Origin of the sequence: Dyella sp., assembly GCF_035486915.1 — a bacterium.
In the GTDB taxonomy this organism is placed as follows: Bacteria; Pseudomonadota; Gammaproteobacteria; order Xanthomonadales; family Rhodanobacteraceae; genus Dyella_B.
Map to the genome: position 1 here is coordinate 1 of NZ_DATHMR010000146.1, position 15,335 is coordinate 15,335.

18 protein-coding genes are annotated in these 15,335 nt (G+C 58.2%); 9 read left to right on the forward strand and 9 right to left on the reverse strand.

From position 1 onward, the window contains the following. Nucleotides 1-79: 79 nt before the first annotated feature. The gene (locus VK725_RS11650) at nucleotides 80-751 is read right to left on the reverse strand and encodes a glutathione S-transferase (RefSeq protein ID WP_325318220.1); all 672 of its coding nucleotides are present in this window, start codon (nucleotides 749-751) and stop codon (nucleotides 80-82) included. 121 nt (nucleotides 752-872) lie between these two features. On the opposite strand from VK725_RS11650, the gene VK725_RS11655 reads away from it, so the two are divergent. Then, complete coding sequence (locus tag VK725_RS11655) at nucleotides 873-1,349, forward strand: Lrp/AsnC family transcriptional regulator (RefSeq protein ID WP_325318221.1); 477 nt, start codon at nucleotides 873-875, stop codon at nucleotides 1,347-1,349. 214 nt (nucleotides 1,350-1,563) lie between these two features. Beyond that, nucleotides 1,564-1,764, forward strand: a complete 201-nt coding sequence (locus tag VK725_RS11660) for a hypothetical protein (protein WP_325318222.1) — start codon at nucleotides 1,564-1,566, stop codon at nucleotides 1,762-1,764. Between the two features lie 87 nt (nucleotides 1,765-1,851). Here the strand turns inward: VK725_RS11660 and VK725_RS11665 are convergent, their stop codons facing one another. The 3 genes from VK725_RS11665 to VK725_RS11675 all read right to left on the reverse strand — a co-directional run bounded on the left by VK725_RS11665 (nucleotide 1,852) and on the right by VK725_RS11675 (nucleotide 4,949). Further along, entirely contained in the window at nucleotides 1,852-3,345 is a 1,494-nt protein-coding gene (locus VK725_RS11665) for a tetratricopeptide repeat-containing diguanylate cyclase (RefSeq protein ID WP_414648492.1), read from the reverse strand. A 293-nt stretch (nucleotides 3,346-3,638) separates the two neighbouring features. After that, nucleotides 3,639-3,938 (reverse strand): hypothetical protein, encoded by a 300-nt coding sequence (locus tag VK725_RS11670; RefSeq protein ID WP_325318224.1) that lies wholly within the window; start codon nucleotides 3,936-3,938, stop codon nucleotides 3,639-3,641. Between the two features lie 183 nt (nucleotides 3,939-4,121). After that, complete coding sequence (locus VK725_RS11675) at nucleotides 4,122-4,949, reverse strand: SAM-dependent methyltransferase (protein WP_325318225.1); 828 nt, start codon at nucleotides 4,947-4,949, stop codon at nucleotides 4,122-4,124. A gap of 706 nt (nucleotides 4,950-5,655) precedes the next feature. Here VK725_RS11675 and VK725_RS11680 point away from each other — a divergent pair. From VK725_RS11680 to VK725_RS11705, 6 genes are all read left to right on the forward strand, one after another. Continuing rightward, nucleotides 5,656-6,408, forward strand: a complete 753-nt coding sequence (locus tag VK725_RS11680; protein ID WP_325318226.1) for a hypothetical protein — start codon at nucleotides 5,656-5,658, stop codon at nucleotides 6,406-6,408. Between the two features lie 623 nt (nucleotides 6,409-7,031). Continuing rightward, nucleotides 7,032-7,217 (forward strand): hypothetical protein, encoded by a 186-nt coding sequence (locus tag VK725_RS11685; RefSeq protein WP_325318227.1) that lies wholly within the window; start codon nucleotides 7,032-7,034, stop codon nucleotides 7,215-7,217. Between the two features lie 176 nt (nucleotides 7,218-7,393). Next, complete coding sequence (locus tag VK725_RS11690; RefSeq protein ID WP_325318228.1) at nucleotides 7,394-7,678, forward strand: hypothetical protein; 285 nt, start codon at nucleotides 7,394-7,396, stop codon at nucleotides 7,676-7,678. 198 nt (nucleotides 7,679-7,876) lie between these two features. Next, nucleotides 7,877-8,809 (forward strand): LysR family transcriptional regulator, encoded by a 933-nt coding sequence (locus VK725_RS11695; protein ID WP_325318229.1) that lies wholly within the window; start codon nucleotides 7,877-7,879, stop codon nucleotides 8,807-8,809. A gap of 217 nt (nucleotides 8,810-9,026) precedes the next feature. Continuing rightward, nucleotides 9,027-9,992, forward strand: a complete 966-nt coding sequence (locus VK725_RS11700) for an AraC family transcriptional regulator (RefSeq protein WP_325318230.1) — start codon at nucleotides 9,027-9,029, stop codon at nucleotides 9,990-9,992. A gap of 31 nt (nucleotides 9,993-10,023) precedes the next feature. Continuing rightward, the gene (locus VK725_RS11705; protein WP_325318231.1) at nucleotides 10,024-10,410 is read left to right on the forward strand and encodes a lysozyme inhibitor LprI family protein; all 387 of its coding nucleotides are present in this window, start codon (nucleotides 10,024-10,026) and stop codon (nucleotides 10,408-10,410) included. Here VK725_RS11705 and VK725_RS11710 read toward each other — a convergent pair. The 5 genes from VK725_RS11710 to VK725_RS11730 all read right to left on the reverse strand — a co-directional run bounded on the left by VK725_RS11710 (nucleotide 10,407) and on the right by VK725_RS11730 (nucleotide 14,996). Continuing rightward, a complete protein-coding gene (locus VK725_RS11710) occupies nucleotides 10,407-11,612 on the reverse strand; it encodes an alpha/beta fold hydrolase (RefSeq protein WP_325318232.1) in 1,206 nt (401 codons plus the stop codon). The genes VK725_RS11705 and VK725_RS11710 overlap by 4 nt on opposite strands. An 18-nt stretch (nucleotides 11,613-11,630) precedes the next feature. Then, a complete protein-coding gene (locus VK725_RS11715) occupies nucleotides 11,631-12,293 on the reverse strand; it encodes a MarC family protein (RefSeq protein ID WP_325318233.1) in 663 nt (220 codons plus the stop codon). 26 nt (nucleotides 12,294-12,319) lie between these two features. Further along, nucleotides 12,320-12,667: a hypothetical protein gene (locus VK725_RS11720; RefSeq protein ID WP_325318234.1), complete on the reverse strand. Its 348-nt coding sequence runs from the start codon at nucleotides 12,665-12,667 to the stop codon at nucleotides 12,320-12,322. Between the two features lie 410 nt (nucleotides 12,668-13,077). Further along, on the reverse strand, nucleotides 13,078-13,959 hold the full coding sequence (locus tag VK725_RS11725) for an EamA family transporter (RefSeq protein WP_325318235.1): 882 nt from the start codon (nucleotides 13,957-13,959) through the stop codon (nucleotides 13,078-13,080). Nucleotides 13,960-14,075: 116 nt separating this feature from the next. Beyond that, a complete protein-coding gene (locus tag VK725_RS11730) occupies nucleotides 14,076-14,996 on the reverse strand; it encodes a LysR family transcriptional regulator (protein WP_325318236.1) in 921 nt (306 codons plus the stop codon). A 95-nt stretch (nucleotides 14,997-15,091) separates the two neighbouring features. Here VK725_RS11730 and VK725_RS11735 point away from each other — a divergent pair. Beyond that, nucleotides 15,092-15,335, forward strand: a 244-nt coding sequence (locus VK725_RS11735; RefSeq protein WP_325318237.1) for an aldo/keto reductase, incomplete at its 3' end; no start/stop codon positions are given.

Here is a 15,335-nt window from a genome sequence, read left to right on the forward strand (position 1 = left end):
GGGGGATTCTGCGGCAGATTGTTTCACGAGCCTGCGCGACAGCTTCGGATCGTGCATGGGACTGTGCAGACACAGCAGATCAACCCCCAGCGACGGCACAAGGAACTCCAGAAGCATGGTGCGTAAGCGGTGATTGATCGATCGTATCGCCGCAGAGGGTGGTGGCGGACATCGAAGCACGCAAACAGAATCGGTTGTACCAACCGGACAGGCGCGGACGTGTCCTCTGGAAGGCGTAGACGTTTCGGAATTCGATCCAGCTCAGTGCGGTGGCCAGCGCGATATCGCCAATATCCACGCTGTTCTCGTCGGAAATATTTGCTTCCAGATAGTCGCAGGAGGCAATGATTTTTTGTAGATAGCCCTCAAGCAAGGGCGTCCATCGCATAGCTTCCGGACGCCGCTCCGTCTCCCATCTGACTGCGATGCCCGCGTCTGCCAATCCCGTGGCGATAGCCTGATTACGTAAAGCTCGAAAGCGCGCAGACGGCATGGACGGAATAAGCTTTCGGCCATCGTGCAGGCCGTCCAGGTACTCGCAGATCACGTTTGAATCGAACAACACCGTTTGGTCGTCGCAGATCAACACTGGCACCTTCCCTAGCGGATTGAGCGCAAACACCTCTTCATTGCGCTGCACGGGGCTTGTTTCGTGATGAACGACTTCGATTCGATCGGCCAGTCTGGCTTCATGTGCAAACACGAGGACCTTTCGTGCGTATGGCGAGTGCGATTGGTACAGAAGCTTCATGAAGCGGACGTCCGGAGTCGTGGCGGGTGTACGCTATGTTAGAGTCCGTTGACGCGGCTAGTCCGCGTGTTTTGGCAATATTGCGCGTCTTTTTCCCGTCTTGCAGCATGGCCACGCACAAATGCCTATGGAACTGGACAAGCTCGATCGACGACTCCTCGCCATCCTGCAGAAGGATGCGCGTCGGCCAGCAGAATTGATGGGGGCCGATGTCGGGTTGTCAGCCTCGGCCGTGCAGCGCCGCATCGTCCGAATGCGCGAAGAGGGTGTCATTACGGCCGAGGTTGCGCTGGTCGATCCCAAACAGGCTGGACGACCATTGACGATGATCGTCGACGTCGAGGTGGAGCGAGAGCGCCCCGAGTTACTGGCGAGCCTCAAACAATGGATCGCTGCCGAGCCATGCATACAAGAGGCATGGTATGTAACAGGTGCTGGCGACTATGTGTTGATCGTCGCGGCGCGCGATGTCGATGATTTCGAAGCGCTGATGCAGAGGTTCGTTGCGGATAACCCGAATGTCCGTCGTTTCCAGACCAGGGTCGCGTTGAGCACACTCAAGCGCGGCATGTTTGTGCCAATGGACCTCTCGCCTTGACTAGGTCGGTTAGCTTTACATCGTGGGCGTGAGACGCGCCCCGACGCGGATATTGACGAGCACGCGATCGACGTCCGGCAATGCTTTGGCTTGTTAGCCGGATTTGGCCAGTTCTAAATAGTTAGTGCTTTAGGGGCTGCGTGTGGCAAGTACGCGCAGATGTATAGCCGGACGCGTGTCCGCCTATGAGGCAGTATGGCCAAGGGGTGAAATCATGACCAATCGTCAGGCGAAGGCATCCACTCTGATCCTCATAGGCTTCGTGCTGATCGTGGCGACCGAGCCTCTCTCAAATGCGTTTTCAAACTCGGCGTCTTTTCTTTTGATGGCCGGGATTCACAGCCTAAGTCCGCTCGGCCTCATATTTTTAGTGATTGGCATTTATCGCGCGGCTACCAAAGGCAAGCAACCGTAAAGTGCGCGCGTTTACTTGCACTCGATATGCTCATATGCAGCCTAACAATTCGTCCAAGCCGACAAGCGACTATGGAGCGTATGCGCCTTATGTTCCGATTAAACTATTGCTGCCAGTATCGACGATGACGCGGTTGCGCCCGCTGCGCTTGGCTCGATAAAGTGCAGAATCTGCTTCTGCGCATAACTGTTGCAACTCATAACCGCAGCTGTCAGTAGACACCAGGCCAATGCTGGCGGAAAACGATACGACGCGTCCATCAACGTCAATCGGTGTTGCGTCAATGGCCTTGCGGATGCGATGGGCAATCAACGAGCCATCATCGCGTGAGCACTCCAGTAGCAAAATGCCGAACTCTTCGCCACCCAATCGACCGAACAGGTCGGCGGGGCGCAAATGTTGCTTGCAGATGGCGACCGTATGTTTGAGCACAGCGTCGCCGATAGCATGGCCATGCGTATCGTTGATTTGTTTGAAGTGATCGAGGTCAATGGATATCAGGCAGGCAACGCCATGCTTTTTCTCCAGCACAGAAAGGGTTCGATTGGCTTCACCGATAAAGTGCTGATGGTTGAAAACACCCGTAAGCCCATCAAGGCAAGAAAGTTCTTTGAAGCGAAGCTGCGAGCGCTTGAGCCGGAACAGCCAGAAGATGATCGATGCCAGGGCCAAGAGCAGTAGCGTGATGTAGAGCCGACTGGTTTCGGCCGCCTTGGTGGCCAACGCTTGTTGTAACTGCAGTATTTTGTTTTGCCTGCTTAGCCTTTCTGTTTCAAGATTTTGCGCAAGCATGTGTTGCTGAGCGACATCGTAAGCCAATGTTCTGGCGCTTACGTCGTTGAGATAACCAATGTTTTGTGCGGCGTAGTGCTCGTAGTAATTCAGCGCTGCTGCGGTATTGCCCTGCTTTTTTTCGACGTCGTAAAGCACCTGATAGGCATCTCTCAGCGTTTCGCTAACGTTGTCCGGATCGCTGGTAGCCAGCGCGCCGAGCGCCGATTTGCGTGCGTTATCGTCATCACCCAATTTCCAATAGGCCTGGGCCAACTCTACTTGGGACGCAAGCGTGTTGGTGTAATACTGATCGGCGCGAATATCCGGAGCTATCCGCTGAAGTAACGCAAGCGCTTTGTCCGGTTTATCTTCATCCAGATAGAGGCTGGCCTTCACTAGCCAGATCGTATCGATAAATATCGGTTCCCGAGCCGTTTGGCACGCATCGATCCCGCGTTGAAGTTCTGCGCTGGAGGATGTCAGCTTGTGGCTGTCATAAAGAACATTCAGAAGTCTGGTCGTGGGCTGGCATGACGTTTGTCCAGGCGGAAGCGACTGCGCAATTTCGCGAATGTAATTGGCCGCGAGATCGTACTTCCCTGCAGTTCCGAGCAGTTGCGAGACATACGACAGCACCATAAAGCGCGCCAGTTTGTCCTGCAGGCCTGGGAGATTACTCATCAGTCGGTTGGCCAACTCAAACGCTTCGACGTAGTGCTTGCTTTCTCCCAAATCACCCACGAGCACGGCAGACGCTTTCGCTACGAGAGCTGGATCGCCGGAATGACCGATGATGTCTCGCAACATGGGATCGGCGTTCGCGTAATCGTTCTGGAAGGAGGCCTGCCACGCGTCCAGGTAACGCAACTGCCAGCGCTCGCGCGCAGACATACCGGAAGCTTGCTGGTGAAGCTCCTTGAGGAGGCTCAAAAATTGCGAGTGATCGGTGGTGCGTACGCTTTCGGTTTGTTCAAGCAGCGCCGCAAAAGATAGTGGTTGTGCGACGGCAAACACGGGCCGAATAAAAACGCAAAAGGCCATGGTCGCGAACGCTGACCATGGCCAAAAGCGGTTCCGGCACCGCGGCATGCGAACGGTGCCTATTTACCGGGCGACGGTTCGCTTGGAGTCGGCTTGGGCGGCTGAGGTGGACTGTCCTCGCCATGATCGTGATCCGGACCTTCTTCCTCATGCCCTCCGGTGTGAGGATTGTGATCGACTTTCATGGGTTTATTGCCGAGTTCGGTAGATAGCAGGGAGCTATCTTCGAACTTTACGGCGGCCTTCAGGGCATCCGACGCGCCGGCCTCTTCCAATGTATGCGCAAGCTCTTCGGCCGGCGCGTGACGCAGGTTGGCGTTCTTGCCAATCGTTTCCAGCCATTCAATCGTGTCTGCCATGGGCTTCCCCTAGATTCCTTATCACGTTCAAGCATCAAGCCGATGCAGTTTAAATGCCAGTGTTATTCACGTATCGACGGGTCGATACGGCAACATGACGATGAATAACACCCCTATTGTCCGTGTGCTTTCCACGCAGGACTTCCGCCTTGGCGTAAATGTGTGAATGTCCCGCCCTTACCTTCATACGATAGCGCCCGCTTTGTCCAGTTCTTCCAGCCGCGCTCGCATGGCGAGGTTCGGCTTCAAGGGTGAGGCAGGCGGCAGCACGACCGTTTCCTCCGGCGTCAATACGACGTCGGGTAAATCTCGCAGGACAATGCGCCGGATTCGAGGCTGTTCTATCGGCAGCGTCGCCCCGCGGTAGATGATGACTTCGTGATCGAGCGGGTAGTCCTGACTAAGCACATCCACCAGCAGCTGCCGGCACGCAGGCCCGGTCCGAAAGCGCGTCAGCGACCAATCGCCAACCAGCCCGACCTGCCACAACACCAGGTAGCCGGTGTGATCGATGCGCCGCTCATAGAAAAGTAGCTGGCTGGCTTCGAAGTGCTGACAGCCGAATCGTCCGGGGTCGATGCCCACATCGGCATAAAGGCAATCTTCGGCGGAAATGCCGGGCTCCATATGTGCGTCGAAGCCCTCTGAACGAGCCGTTTCGATCGCATTGCGCGGCGACCAGGCAAAGATGCCCGGGTGGCCGTAAAACACTCCGCAGACACGCTTGCCGGTGCGCACCTCGGTCATCATCAGATCGACCCATTCCCGATAGGTTTTCATCCTTGACTTGCCTTCCGCATAGTAGGGCTGAAGGCTACGCACGTCCGGGTGCATGCGCTTCAACCACATTTCCACGATGCCATCGGAAAGCGCCGCAAATACGACGTCCGCTTGTTCGATATGGCTACGCGCCAGTGGCGTAAGGTGAGAGCCCAGGGTCATGCCCAAACCGACACAGGCCAAGCTGCCGCGCCGTGGGTCGTCTTGCCGCGATAAAGAGGTCGTATTCATCGAAGAATCGTAAGGCAATTTCCGTGCCTGGACCACGCTGAAGATTTGACTGGTGAAATAAAGGGCGCGTCTTCAAAAAGAGCATGTAAACCAATAACAAAGATAGTGGGGCCTTGTTTCAAACTATGACGCCATATCCGCTAGGCGACGAATAACGTCTACTTTCGACCCGCGGCGGACTTCGGAAAGCTATAGGAGCGCGCAAAGGCAGCGGTTATTACATTCAAGTAGCTCAAGCCGATGCAGTCGCGCATGCGATGAATCATCTTGGCTATCGCCGGTTGAATCGGTCCATGCTCAATACGAACGCAGCCAAAATTTTCCCGATAACTTGTCGAATTTCCGACTAGCCATCCGTCGCCCTAGTGAAGGCGGATCGATCAGCCCGGCTGAAGACCATTTTGGGAGACGGCAATGCCGCGATACCTAATTGCCATTAACCCCCACGACAACTATGACCCGTTCGTCGAAATCGAAGCGACGAAGCGCGAGATGCAATGGCCCAGCTGCGAGCGATTTGCTTCAAGCCCCTCCCCGCAAAGGACTGAGCGGCACGGCAGCAGCGAAGTGATGCTGCGCAGCGGCGTCCACGGGACTCCGCTGCGACAGCCCTAAAACAAACGAAAAACACGAGTAAGCAGTGGCGAAAAGCGCACGAAACACGTTGGCAACTCTGCACGAAAACACCAAATCCGAGGAGAAAACTATGCGTGAAAACAAGATTGGCGCAATCATAATCGGATGCTCTGTGCTGCTTATTGGGCTCGGCATGGCGCACCCGACGATGGCACAGGATGTCGCGACTCACTATCCGAAGATGGCCCCGATCGACCAATACTTCATGGCGGACCGGGAGGCCGAAATAGCCCTGGCGCGAAGTGCAGCGCCCGATTCCATATCTCGCGACGCCACGATCCTGGTTCTGGGACGGCATGGCTATGAGACCGCGATCAAGGGAAAAAACGGTTTCGTCTGCTTTGTGGGGCGGAGTTGGGGAGCAGCATTTGACTGGGACGAATATTGGAACCCGAAGGTGAGGGCTGCCGATTGTATGAATCCCCAGGCTGCACGTTCGATATTGCCCATCATTTATCTGCGCGCCCGGATGGTGATGGCCGGGCGGTCCAACGCGGAGATCGTGTCGGCACTCAAAGCGGCGTACGCCAATAAACAACTGCCGGAGCTTGAAGAGGGCGCCATGGATTACATGATGTCCAAACCGTCCTATCTGACCGACCAAGGCGGTCACAACATGGCGCATGTCATGTTCTACACGCGTCTGAAGGACGGTAAGGATTGGGGTTCTGGCGCAGAGGGCGCGCCCGTTATGTCCAGCCCCTATTGGTCCTTCTCTACGACAGAGCAACCCCAACTGAAAGGATTGCCGCAAATACTTGTGTTCTTAGTGGCCGTGCCAAGTTGGTCAGATGGAACGCCTGTGGACATGCATCACGACTAATACAGGCGCGATTTGGCGGCGAGAGCAGCCTTGCGCGTTCGCAACCTTCTGCAGCTCTCCCGCGGCTGCGATTGCGCAATGTCGTCATCGAACCTCGGAAAAAAAACGGTCTTTTTGCGTAAGATCGATCGGGAGATATGGATCCTCAAAGATCTGGATAGCACGGAAGTTTCGGTAGATGTTCGCCTTCGACCCAAAGCGGGCATCTACAGTGAGGATTAGACGTCCGCATCGTTACTGGTGTTGAGAGGTGCCAAGAACGCGACTCTAATACTCAAGGCGATGAAATGACGGAACGGACCGCAGCGGACATCGGCCTCGATAAACCAACGCGACGACTCTGCCAAATCAGTGCTTGATCGTGTCGATGCGAATCTTTGCTACGCGAAATCGCAGGACCTAACCCGTTTTAGACAAACTGACTTTCCTTTCAGGTAGTCATAACAAGGGGGCTCAGACACGCACAAAGTCCGATTGACTGGCGAGTTTCATCCAGACGAATTGTTATGTTGGCCATTCGCATCAATCCATGCGAATCGGAAAGCGGCGTGGCAATTTGGAAAACACGTAGTGCGTGACCTCGCAAGAATGCTTTCGACTTAAGGCATCTTCTGAGGCATTCCATGGACATTGACTTTACCGAGCAGCTTGTGTGCTCCGATTGCGGCTTCGTCTACGGCGAGATGCTGACGTTCGATGGCACACGCGACGCGGATAAAACGTGCCCAAGCTGTGGCGCCGGCGACGGCGCCATCTCGCCCCTCGAATGCATTTACCACACCGCGCACGCGTCGCTGACTCGCTTCTGATCCGGCGGCGCCTCTGCATCTCGAATCGCAACGCCGCCGTTCGATTCGGAAAAGCATTGTTCAGACGCGAAAAATCCCCTGCTTTTGGGAAAGATCGCTCGCCAATCCAAGCCCACAATGAGCCCCGAAGTCGTTCAACGAGATTTCGATCTGCACTCGACCATTGGAGAACCATCATGAGCAAGAAAAGTTTTGTAATGGGTGTCGCGCTGGCTTCCACAGCTTTGTTCGGTTGCGCCACGATGGCGCAGGACCGTCCGTTCGTGGACATCGGCTGGCACCACGGCAATCTGCACAACGCGCAGGAAAACATCGTTACCGCATTCCAGTACATCCAGCAGGCGCAACGCGACAACGACGGTCAGCTCGGCGGTCACGCCCAGCGCGCGAAGGAATTGCTGACGGAGGCCAACGAAGAATTGCGCATGGCGGCCAACGTTGCGAACGCCGAAGGACGTTGAGCAACGACGCACGGAATACCCTTCCCCCCTTTGCCGGATAGTCGACATCATTCCGATGACGTTATCCGGCTTTTTTATGCGTCATAATCTGAAAAGACGTGCATCTCAGCAGATGAACACACATAATCGACGCAGACGTTGCGCGCAATCGTTTGCGCGAGGGGCATATCCGATCGATCGCCGTCGGGAGCGCTAGTCATGCAGTTCCGGCATTTGCGTTACTTCGCGAAGATCGTCGAGGCGGGAAGCTTTTCCCGTGCCGCGGCGCTTATCCATATTGCGCAGCCTGCGCTAAGCAAACAGATCGCGGAACTGGAAGACGAATTCGGCGTGACGCTGCTCCATCGCAGCGCGCGTGGCATTACCCCGACTGTGGCCGGCGAAGTGCTCTATCAGGAAGCACTCAAGCTCATGCGCCTGGTCGACAATCTGCCGGCCATCGTGCGCTCTTCGCAGGGCGACGTGCATGGCGTGGTGTGTTTCGGCATGGCGTCGACCATGGCGCCAGCACTCACCGGAAAAATGCTGGAAATTTGCCGCAGTACGCTACCGAAAGTGACGTTGCGTTTCGTTACCGGCGACAGCCTCACGCTACGCGAGAAAGTCGCTTCGCACGCGATCGATATCGCTATCGTGTTCGAAGACGAACCCGAAGTGGGTTTCACACGCGAGGTGCTGTTCCGGCAGCGACTTTATCTCGCAAGCCCCAAAGGCGCAGCACACGCATCATCCATCTCGCTGCAAGAAATCAGCGCATTGCCGCTGGTGTTGCCGACACCCACGAATGTTTTGCGTCGATTGCTCGATCGCGTTTTTGCACAAGCGAACATCACGCTGGAACCGATTGCCGAATCGGACCTCTTCGACGTAATGATGTCCGCGGTCCAAACCGGTCTGGGCCACGCGGTCTTGCCCAAGGGTGATTTCTCCGACGTGCCGGGGCATCAGGAGATCGCCACCACCCCGATCGAACCGCCGGTTTACATGACTGCCTGCCTGGTCACCGCACAGGACGCGCCGTTAACCCAGGCTGCCCTGGCGATCGAAGCTTCGCTGCTGACGTTCATCCGCGGCCAGCTGGAGGAAACCTCCTTCAAGGGCGCCGAATGGGTGGATCCGGAGCAGCCATAGCCGGCCGTTATGGCCGCATAGCCAAACGGTATTTTCGCTTCGCACGGAAAAGTCGCACTCTACGCTGCATCGCACAACACGCGGGCCGGTCGGCCCCGGCGATTTCAGCAACCGATAGGCCGTATCCGCCAAAGCCCCGTCCAAGTCACCGCTTCGACCTATCGCATCACCCACTTATTCATTCGAACCGGCGCAGTCTTGCCGGAACGGAGAAGTCATGTCCTGTGTCACCCAACAACGCAAAAACAAGGCACTCGCCACCCAAGCCGCTTCGGCCACGCGCGATTTGTTGAACCGCGTGGCGGCCGGCCCGGACTGGCAGGAAAAGGTTATGCATCGCAGCGAGCGCCCGTTGAAGATTGCCGTCTCGCTTTGGACACACGATGCCGATAGCCATGGCGAATGCGAGTTGACCATGCCGCGCGATGCATACACCGTGAGCATCTTGCTGGACGATACGCACGTTTGCCTGGACGCCGATGCGCAACGCGTCATCGACGCATCGCTCGACGCGGGCACGTGTTATGTCAGCCGCCCCGGCGAAACGGTGCGCGTGATGTGTCCGCGTGGCTACAAGGCGCTGCACCTGCGCATTCCGACCCAGCTGCTGTGGTTCAGTGCCGAAGCGGAACGTGCTTGCGCCGCACTGGAAGGCCGCTCGATTGGCCCGGTGAAGGACGGCTTACTGTTGCAACTCGCACGCACGCTTACCGACATGGTCGACAACGGCCAAAATGCTACGTTCGCCGAACAGATCGTCGACATGCTGGTCGATTGCATCCGCCGCCTGCGTGCGGATAATGCCGCCGTCGCCCGTATATCTCGCAAGACCACATTGCCCAACTGGCGCCTGCAGCGTGTGGATAGCTACGTGAAATCGCATCTGTCCGAATCGATCACGCTGTTGGATATGGCGAACGCCGCGGGCCTATCGCCCATGCATTTCGCCGCGCAGTTTCGTGCTGCGACCAGCTATCGTCCGCATCACTACTTGCTGCTGTGCCGGCTTGAACGAGCAAAGGAACTGATGAACGACACGTCGCGCTCGATGCTGGATATCGCGCTGGAGGTGGGCTTTCAAACGCAGGCGCACTTCACTACGGTGTTCAAGCGCCTGACCGGCAAGACACCGAGTGCCTGGCGCGACGATATGCTGGAAGCGCGCCTGCGGAAAATCGCTTGATCTTGGCACTGCATGGAAGGGGGCAACGACGATGAAAGTGGCACGCTTCACCACGCTGCTCGTGAGTCTGCTGCTCATGGGACCGGCGTCTGCGCAGGTGGCCAGTTACGAATGCGGACGTGCCGCTACCGCAACCGAGCAAGCGATCTGCGCATCCCCGTCGCTGGGCCGCAAGGACGTGATGGTCGCCACGTCCTACGATCTTCTGCTGCATCTGAAACCCGCGACGGCTGGCATGGCATATCGCGAGTTCGACGATCAGCTGCGCGGCGAACAGCGGCGATTCCTTGCCGCGCGGAATGCCTGCGGCGCCAACACAAGCTGTCTCGAAAAGAGCTACGACGACCGGATCGCGGTATTACGCAAGACCTTCGATCGCAATGCCGCTGTCGTTTTCGATCGACCGGACAACCCTTAAGGTGTAAGGCTCCCGCACGAGTCGGGCGCTTGTTTTCCGTCGAATCGGTCGGCGATCCACGCTACCGCCGGCAACGCGCTGTCCGCACCTGCCCAGCCATGCTTCACGCCGGGCATCGAGATGTACTGCACTTTGCTTCCTGCTTTGCACAGCCGCTGCACGTAAGCCTGTGTGACGGCGGGAAGCACCAGGCGATCTGCATCGCCCTGCGCGACAAACACCGGAATATCCGGCGGCAGCGTACCGGGAATATTTTCCAGCAATAGCGAACGCCAGGGCTCGACGCGCGTGATGTCATCCACACGCAGGAACTGTTCGCGCAAGGGACGTTGCGATCGATTGCGCTCCAGCATGTCGATGGGCGATTCGATACATTCGTTCGACAACGCATCGACCGCGGGCATCGCGCCCGGCTTAATCACGTTGTCCAGCGGAAGATGAAACACTTGCGACCACGACCATAACGTCATCGCGGTGATGTTGCGCCCGCCGTCTGTATCGGCATCGTCGCGCAACAGGGTTTGCAGGTCGGTCGCAGGCGAAGCCACGGCTACGCCGACAAGCTGCAATTCCGGCGCATAGGTCTTCGCTAACTCACCGGCGAACAGCGCTGCCTGACCGCCCTGCGAGTGGCCCCACACGGCGTAACGATCTCCCGCCGACGCCTGCGGCAGGTTGCGCACCGCACGCACGGAGTCGAGTATTGCACGCGCTTCGCTGTTTCCCACCAGATACGGATGCGGTCCGGGCGTGCCCAGGCCGGGGTAATCGGTGGCGACGACGATGTATCCACGTCGCACCATGTCGCGCAATCCCATCATCGTCTGGAACACAAAACGCGCTTGCGATGGTGCGCAGTCCGAGACGACACCGGTGGTCGGATGTGCCCAGGCGACGATTGGCCTTCCGTCTTCCGGCGACGCTCCCGCTGGAATCACCACGACACCCGATACCAGGATCGATTGATTCGACGGATCGGTGGAACGATAAAGCACGCGATATGCCGACGCGCCCAACGGCGCGCCACGCATCGGTTCGATGCGTACGATGGAACCGGGCGTGCCTGCCGTGCTTTCCGGTGGCGCCTGATAAAACGCGGGATCCACACGCGCAGACGTCGCCGGTGCGAATGCGGCAGCACCGAGCGCAACCAGCGTGGCACTCAGCGCACCGCACAATAGCTTGCTCTTGAATCGCGACATGATCGAATCGTCCACGGATCAGGTGAAGCGCACTGTATCGAGCAGCTGCGCCAGACCCTTCCACAAAATTTGCAGGCCAATGCAGAAAAGCACGAATGCGAATAGACGCATCGCGACACGCGTGCCCACGGCGCCGAGCAGGCGTTCGATATGACCAGCGAAGCGCATGCACAGATAAATGCACAAGCCAAGGATCGCCAATGCAAGCGAAACGCCAGCGACATGTGCCACCGACAAGCCTTCGCACGGCGATTGCGTACCTAATGCGATGGCGACGGCGATCGAACCGGGCCCTACCGTAATGGGCAGTGTGATGGGATAAAACGCTTTGGTTCGCAGCGTCAGTGCACTGTGCTGGAGTGGCGCTGCGTTTGCGTTATTTTGTTCGTCGTCGGACGCATGCAGCAGCTTCCAGCCAGCCATTGCCACAATCGCGCCCCCGCCTACGCGCAGCACCGGCATCGAAATGCCAAAGAACGACAGCACGTACGCGCCGATCAATAACGACACCAGCAAAATGACGAGGCAGTTGACGGTGACACGTACCGCCATTTCCGTACGCTGCGGCGGCGTCAAATGCGGCACAAGGCCCGTCGCTATCAAGGCGGACGCGGGCGGATTGATCAGCGGCAAAAGGCTGGCAACGATGAGCAAGGTTGTTTTGGTGAAGTCGTGCAACATGATATTTCCCCTATGGTGCGCGATGTTCAGGCCCTGATCGCGATCACCAGCACCAGACAGCACGTGCCGACGATCGTCATGATCAGCCCCGCGATCGAAAGGTTGTTGGCATAGCGCGCGAAGCGAAGGCAACGCACCGACGAACGCGCACGCCACGCGAACGTCGCGAGCAACGCGGCCGCCACATAGACAAGCGCATTGACGACGAGCAGCCCGTCGATCGCGACACGCTCCGCGCTGGCCGTTGCCACGGCATGCAGCACACCGAACACCGTCAGGCAGATCGTGAGCGTTGCCGCGGGCGATACAAAGATGGGCACACCTGCGTCGAAGTGCTGGCGCGAAACAGGTTGCGATGTGTTCCAGCGATTCATGGCTGTGGCTCGCATAGTTCTGGCTTCAGGGCGTGCGTGCCTGTTCCGCATTCGGCAGCCCGATGCGAAAGCGACGCGTTGCAGGGAATGCGCCGATCCGGATTACTCACCCAGATCGGCGCGAGGACAAAGCCCTCCTTGGCACCTTGCTTTCCATGAGCAACGGGTTGCCGGATACATCCGTCATCCGATCCGACCGACGTCGGCATGGCATCTCCGGCCAAGGCCTGCGGGCGCTGTTGCCACACCCATGCAGGTCTTCATGTCGTCGTCCATAGCGCCATTATCGGCACTCGCGCCAAGCGGCTTTTTCACATACGCCGACCTTATTTCCAGATCGAACGATTGGCGTCGATCAGGCGCTGCGAAAAGCACCCGAGCGGCTTTTGCCGCGATCTTGGGGGCTTATGTCAGTTCGCCAAAGGCTCGGCCACCGGCTGGCGCGCGCCAAACGCCGCACCGGCCGATGCCGCAACGATGGATGCGATGGCCAGCCATTGCAGCGTGCCCAACCGCTCGCCCAGAAACACCATGCCGGCCAAGGCAGCGATCGCTGGCTCCAAACTCAACAGCACACTGAAAGTGCGCGCATCCAGACGAGTGAGCGCGATCATCTCCAGCGAATACGGCAGCACCGAACTCAACACCGCTACGCCCAACCCTAGAGGCAGCAACGCCATCGAGAACAGCGCGGTGCCCGCATGCGCAAATCCCACCGGTACCGCCAACAGCGCACCGATGGCAATGCCCAACGTGACGGCGTCCGCTCCAAACGCCAAGCCTGCTTTCTGCCCGAACAGGATATACAACGCCCAGCCCACGCCGGCGGCGAGGGCGTAAAGCACGCCGATGGGATCGAGTGCGTGCGCATGCCCGTGCAACGGTAACAACAGGAACAGCCCAATCACCGCCAACGCAATCCACGCGAAATCCAACAACTGACGCGAGGCAAACAGCGCGATGGCGAGCGGCCCCGTGAATTCAAGCGCCACCGCAATGCCCAGCGGTATCGTGCGCAGCGCCATATAAAACACCATATTCATCGCGCCCATGGACAAGCCGTAGCCCCACAGCGCACGCCAGTTCGCGCTACGACGCGCGGTGCGCCAAGGCCGCCGCACCGCCAGCATCATCAGCGCGCCCAGTCCCAATCGAAACGCGGTTGCTCCCTGCGCTCCGACTTGCGAGAACAGATGTTTGGCCACCGCCGCGCCGCATTGATACGACGCCATCGCGATCGCCAGCGCGCCGATAGCGAGAAGCACGGGAGTCAATGAGGACCGCGAAGGCATGGCGAAACCAGGCGCTAAGAAGAGATGTCCTATCATGCCCTTGTGCCACTGCAAAAGCGCATCGGCCTCGCGACACTGCTGACGTCATGTGACAGCAGGTTCTCTATTCCCAGCAATCATTGCGAGACGCTTGAAGCGTCGTTCGATGCCTTGATGAAATCGACAAATGCACGCAGCGGTGCGGGCATGAGGCGTCGACTTGGGAAATAGAGAAAGGGACCGCTGAAGCGCCGCCACCATGACTCCAGAACAGGCTCCAGTTTGCCGCTATCGAAATACGGGCGCAGCCAGTCCTCAAACAAACAGATGACGCCCGTGCCGGCGACTGCTGCCTCGACACCAAGATCCGTTGCCGCGCCGATCTGCACGACCAACGGTCCCGATGGCTCCAGCTTCACGAGTTCACCGTTATGCTCGAACTCCCACGCGTTGATCATCCCACTGCTGAAGCGGCCCCGTATGCATGCGTGCGATAGCAATTCGCGCGGATGCTCGGGTCGGCCGTGGCGGTCGAGATACACAGACGAAGCAGCTGCCGCGAAGCGTTGCTCACGCGGACCAATCGGAACCGCGATCATGTCTTGCTCCAACCGCTCGTCATAACGAATGCCCGCGTCGCAGCCCGATGCGAAGACATCGACGAAGCTGTCTTCGGCAATGATTTCCACCTGCACATCGGGATACGCTGCGAGGAAATCGGGAAGGATCGCCGGCAACACCAACCGCGCGGCGCTTACCGGTACATTGAGCCGCAAGGTGCCAATCGGTGTATCGCGTGCGCTGTTGACGACGTCGAGCGCCGATTGCATTTCTTCCAACGCAGGACCGAGGCGATCGAGCAGTCGCTTGCCTGCCTCGGTCGGCGCCACGCTTCGCGTGGTGCGATTGAGCAACCTCACGCCCAGTTGTGTCTCCAGCCGGCGAACCGCCTCGCTCAAACCGGATGGGCTCATCTCGCCTGCCCGTGCCGCATCCCGAAAGCCGCCGGCGCGGGCCACTGCGATAAAGGCATTAAGGTCGCTGAGATCGACGTTCATTGTTCGCTATTCCGCACGGCCCGTGCGGATTGTGCGCTCTTATCGTGCGGCCCCACAACGCTTACGCTCTACGCTATCCATTGAGGAGAACGACGATGCCCCTTCCCCATCATTCCAACGCATTTACTCTCGGCAGCCGCACAGTAAAGCAGCTCGGCTACGGCGCCATGCAGCTCGCGGGACCGGGTGTGTTCGGACCACCCAAGGATCACACCACCGCGTTGACGGTTCTACGCGCGGCCATCGCAGCCGGCGTGAACCATATTGACACCAGCGATTTCTATGGCCCGCACGTCACCAACCAGGTGATCCGCGAAGCACTACATCCGTATCCCAAGG

Bases quoted from the DNA above. Each gene is read 5' to 3' on its own strand.
- VK725_RS11650 (WP_325318220.1), bottom strand. From the start codon at position 751: ATGAAGCTTCTGTACCAATCGCACTCGCCATACGCACGAAAGGTCCTC.
- VK725_RS11655 (WP_325318221.1), top strand. From the start codon at position 873: ATGCCTATGGAACTGGACAAGCTCGATCGACGACTCCTCGCCATCCTG.
- VK725_RS11660 (WP_325318222.1), top strand. From the start codon at position 1,564: ATGACCAATCGTCAGGCGAAGGCATCCACTCTGATCCTCATAGGCTTC.
- VK725_RS11665 (WP_414648492.1), bottom strand. From the start codon at position 3,345: ATGTTGCGAGACATCATCGGTCATTCCGGCGATCCAGCTCTCGTAGCG.
- VK725_RS11670 (WP_325318224.1), bottom strand. From the start codon at position 3,938: ATGGCAGACACGATTGAATGGCTGGAAACGATTGGCAAGAACGCCAAC.
- VK725_RS11675 (WP_325318225.1), bottom strand. From the start codon at position 4,949: ATGAATACGACCTCTTTATCGCGGCAAGACGACCCACGGCGCGGCAGC.
- VK725_RS11680 (WP_325318226.1), top strand. From the start codon at position 5,656: ATGCGTGAAAACAAGATTGGCGCAATCATAATCGGATGCTCTGTGCTG.
- VK725_RS11685 (WP_325318227.1), top strand. From the start codon at position 7,032: ATGGACATTGACTTTACCGAGCAGCTTGTGTGCTCCGATTGCGGCTTC.
- VK725_RS11690 (WP_325318228.1), top strand. From the start codon at position 7,394: ATGAGCAAGAAAAGTTTTGTAATGGGTGTCGCGCTGGCTTCCACAGCT.
- VK725_RS11695 (WP_325318229.1), top strand. From the start codon at position 7,877: ATGCAGTTCCGGCATTTGCGTTACTTCGCGAAGATCGTCGAGGCGGGA.
- VK725_RS11700 (WP_325318230.1), top strand. From the start codon at position 9,027: ATGTCCTGTGTCACCCAACAACGCAAAAACAAGGCACTCGCCACCCAA.
- VK725_RS11705 (WP_325318231.1), top strand. From the start codon at position 10,024: ATGAAAGTGGCACGCTTCACCACGCTGCTCGTGAGTCTGCTGCTCATG.
- VK725_RS11710 (WP_325318232.1), bottom strand. From the start codon at position 11,612: ATGTCGCGATTCAAGAGCAAGCTATTGTGCGGTGCGCTGAGTGCCACG.
- VK725_RS11715 (WP_325318233.1), bottom strand. From the start codon at position 12,293: ATGTTGCACGACTTCACCAAAACAACCTTGCTCATCGTTGCCAGCCTT.
- VK725_RS11720 (WP_325318234.1), bottom strand. From the start codon at position 12,667: ATGAATCGCTGGAACACATCGCAACCTGTTTCGCGCCAGCACTTCGAC.
- VK725_RS11725 (WP_325318235.1), bottom strand. From the start codon at position 13,959: ATGCCTTCGCGGTCCTCATTGACTCCCGTGCTTCTCGCTATCGGCGCG.
- VK725_RS11730 (WP_325318236.1), bottom strand. From the start codon at position 14,996: ATGAACGTCGATCTCAGCGACCTTAATGCCTTTATCGCAGTGGCCCGC.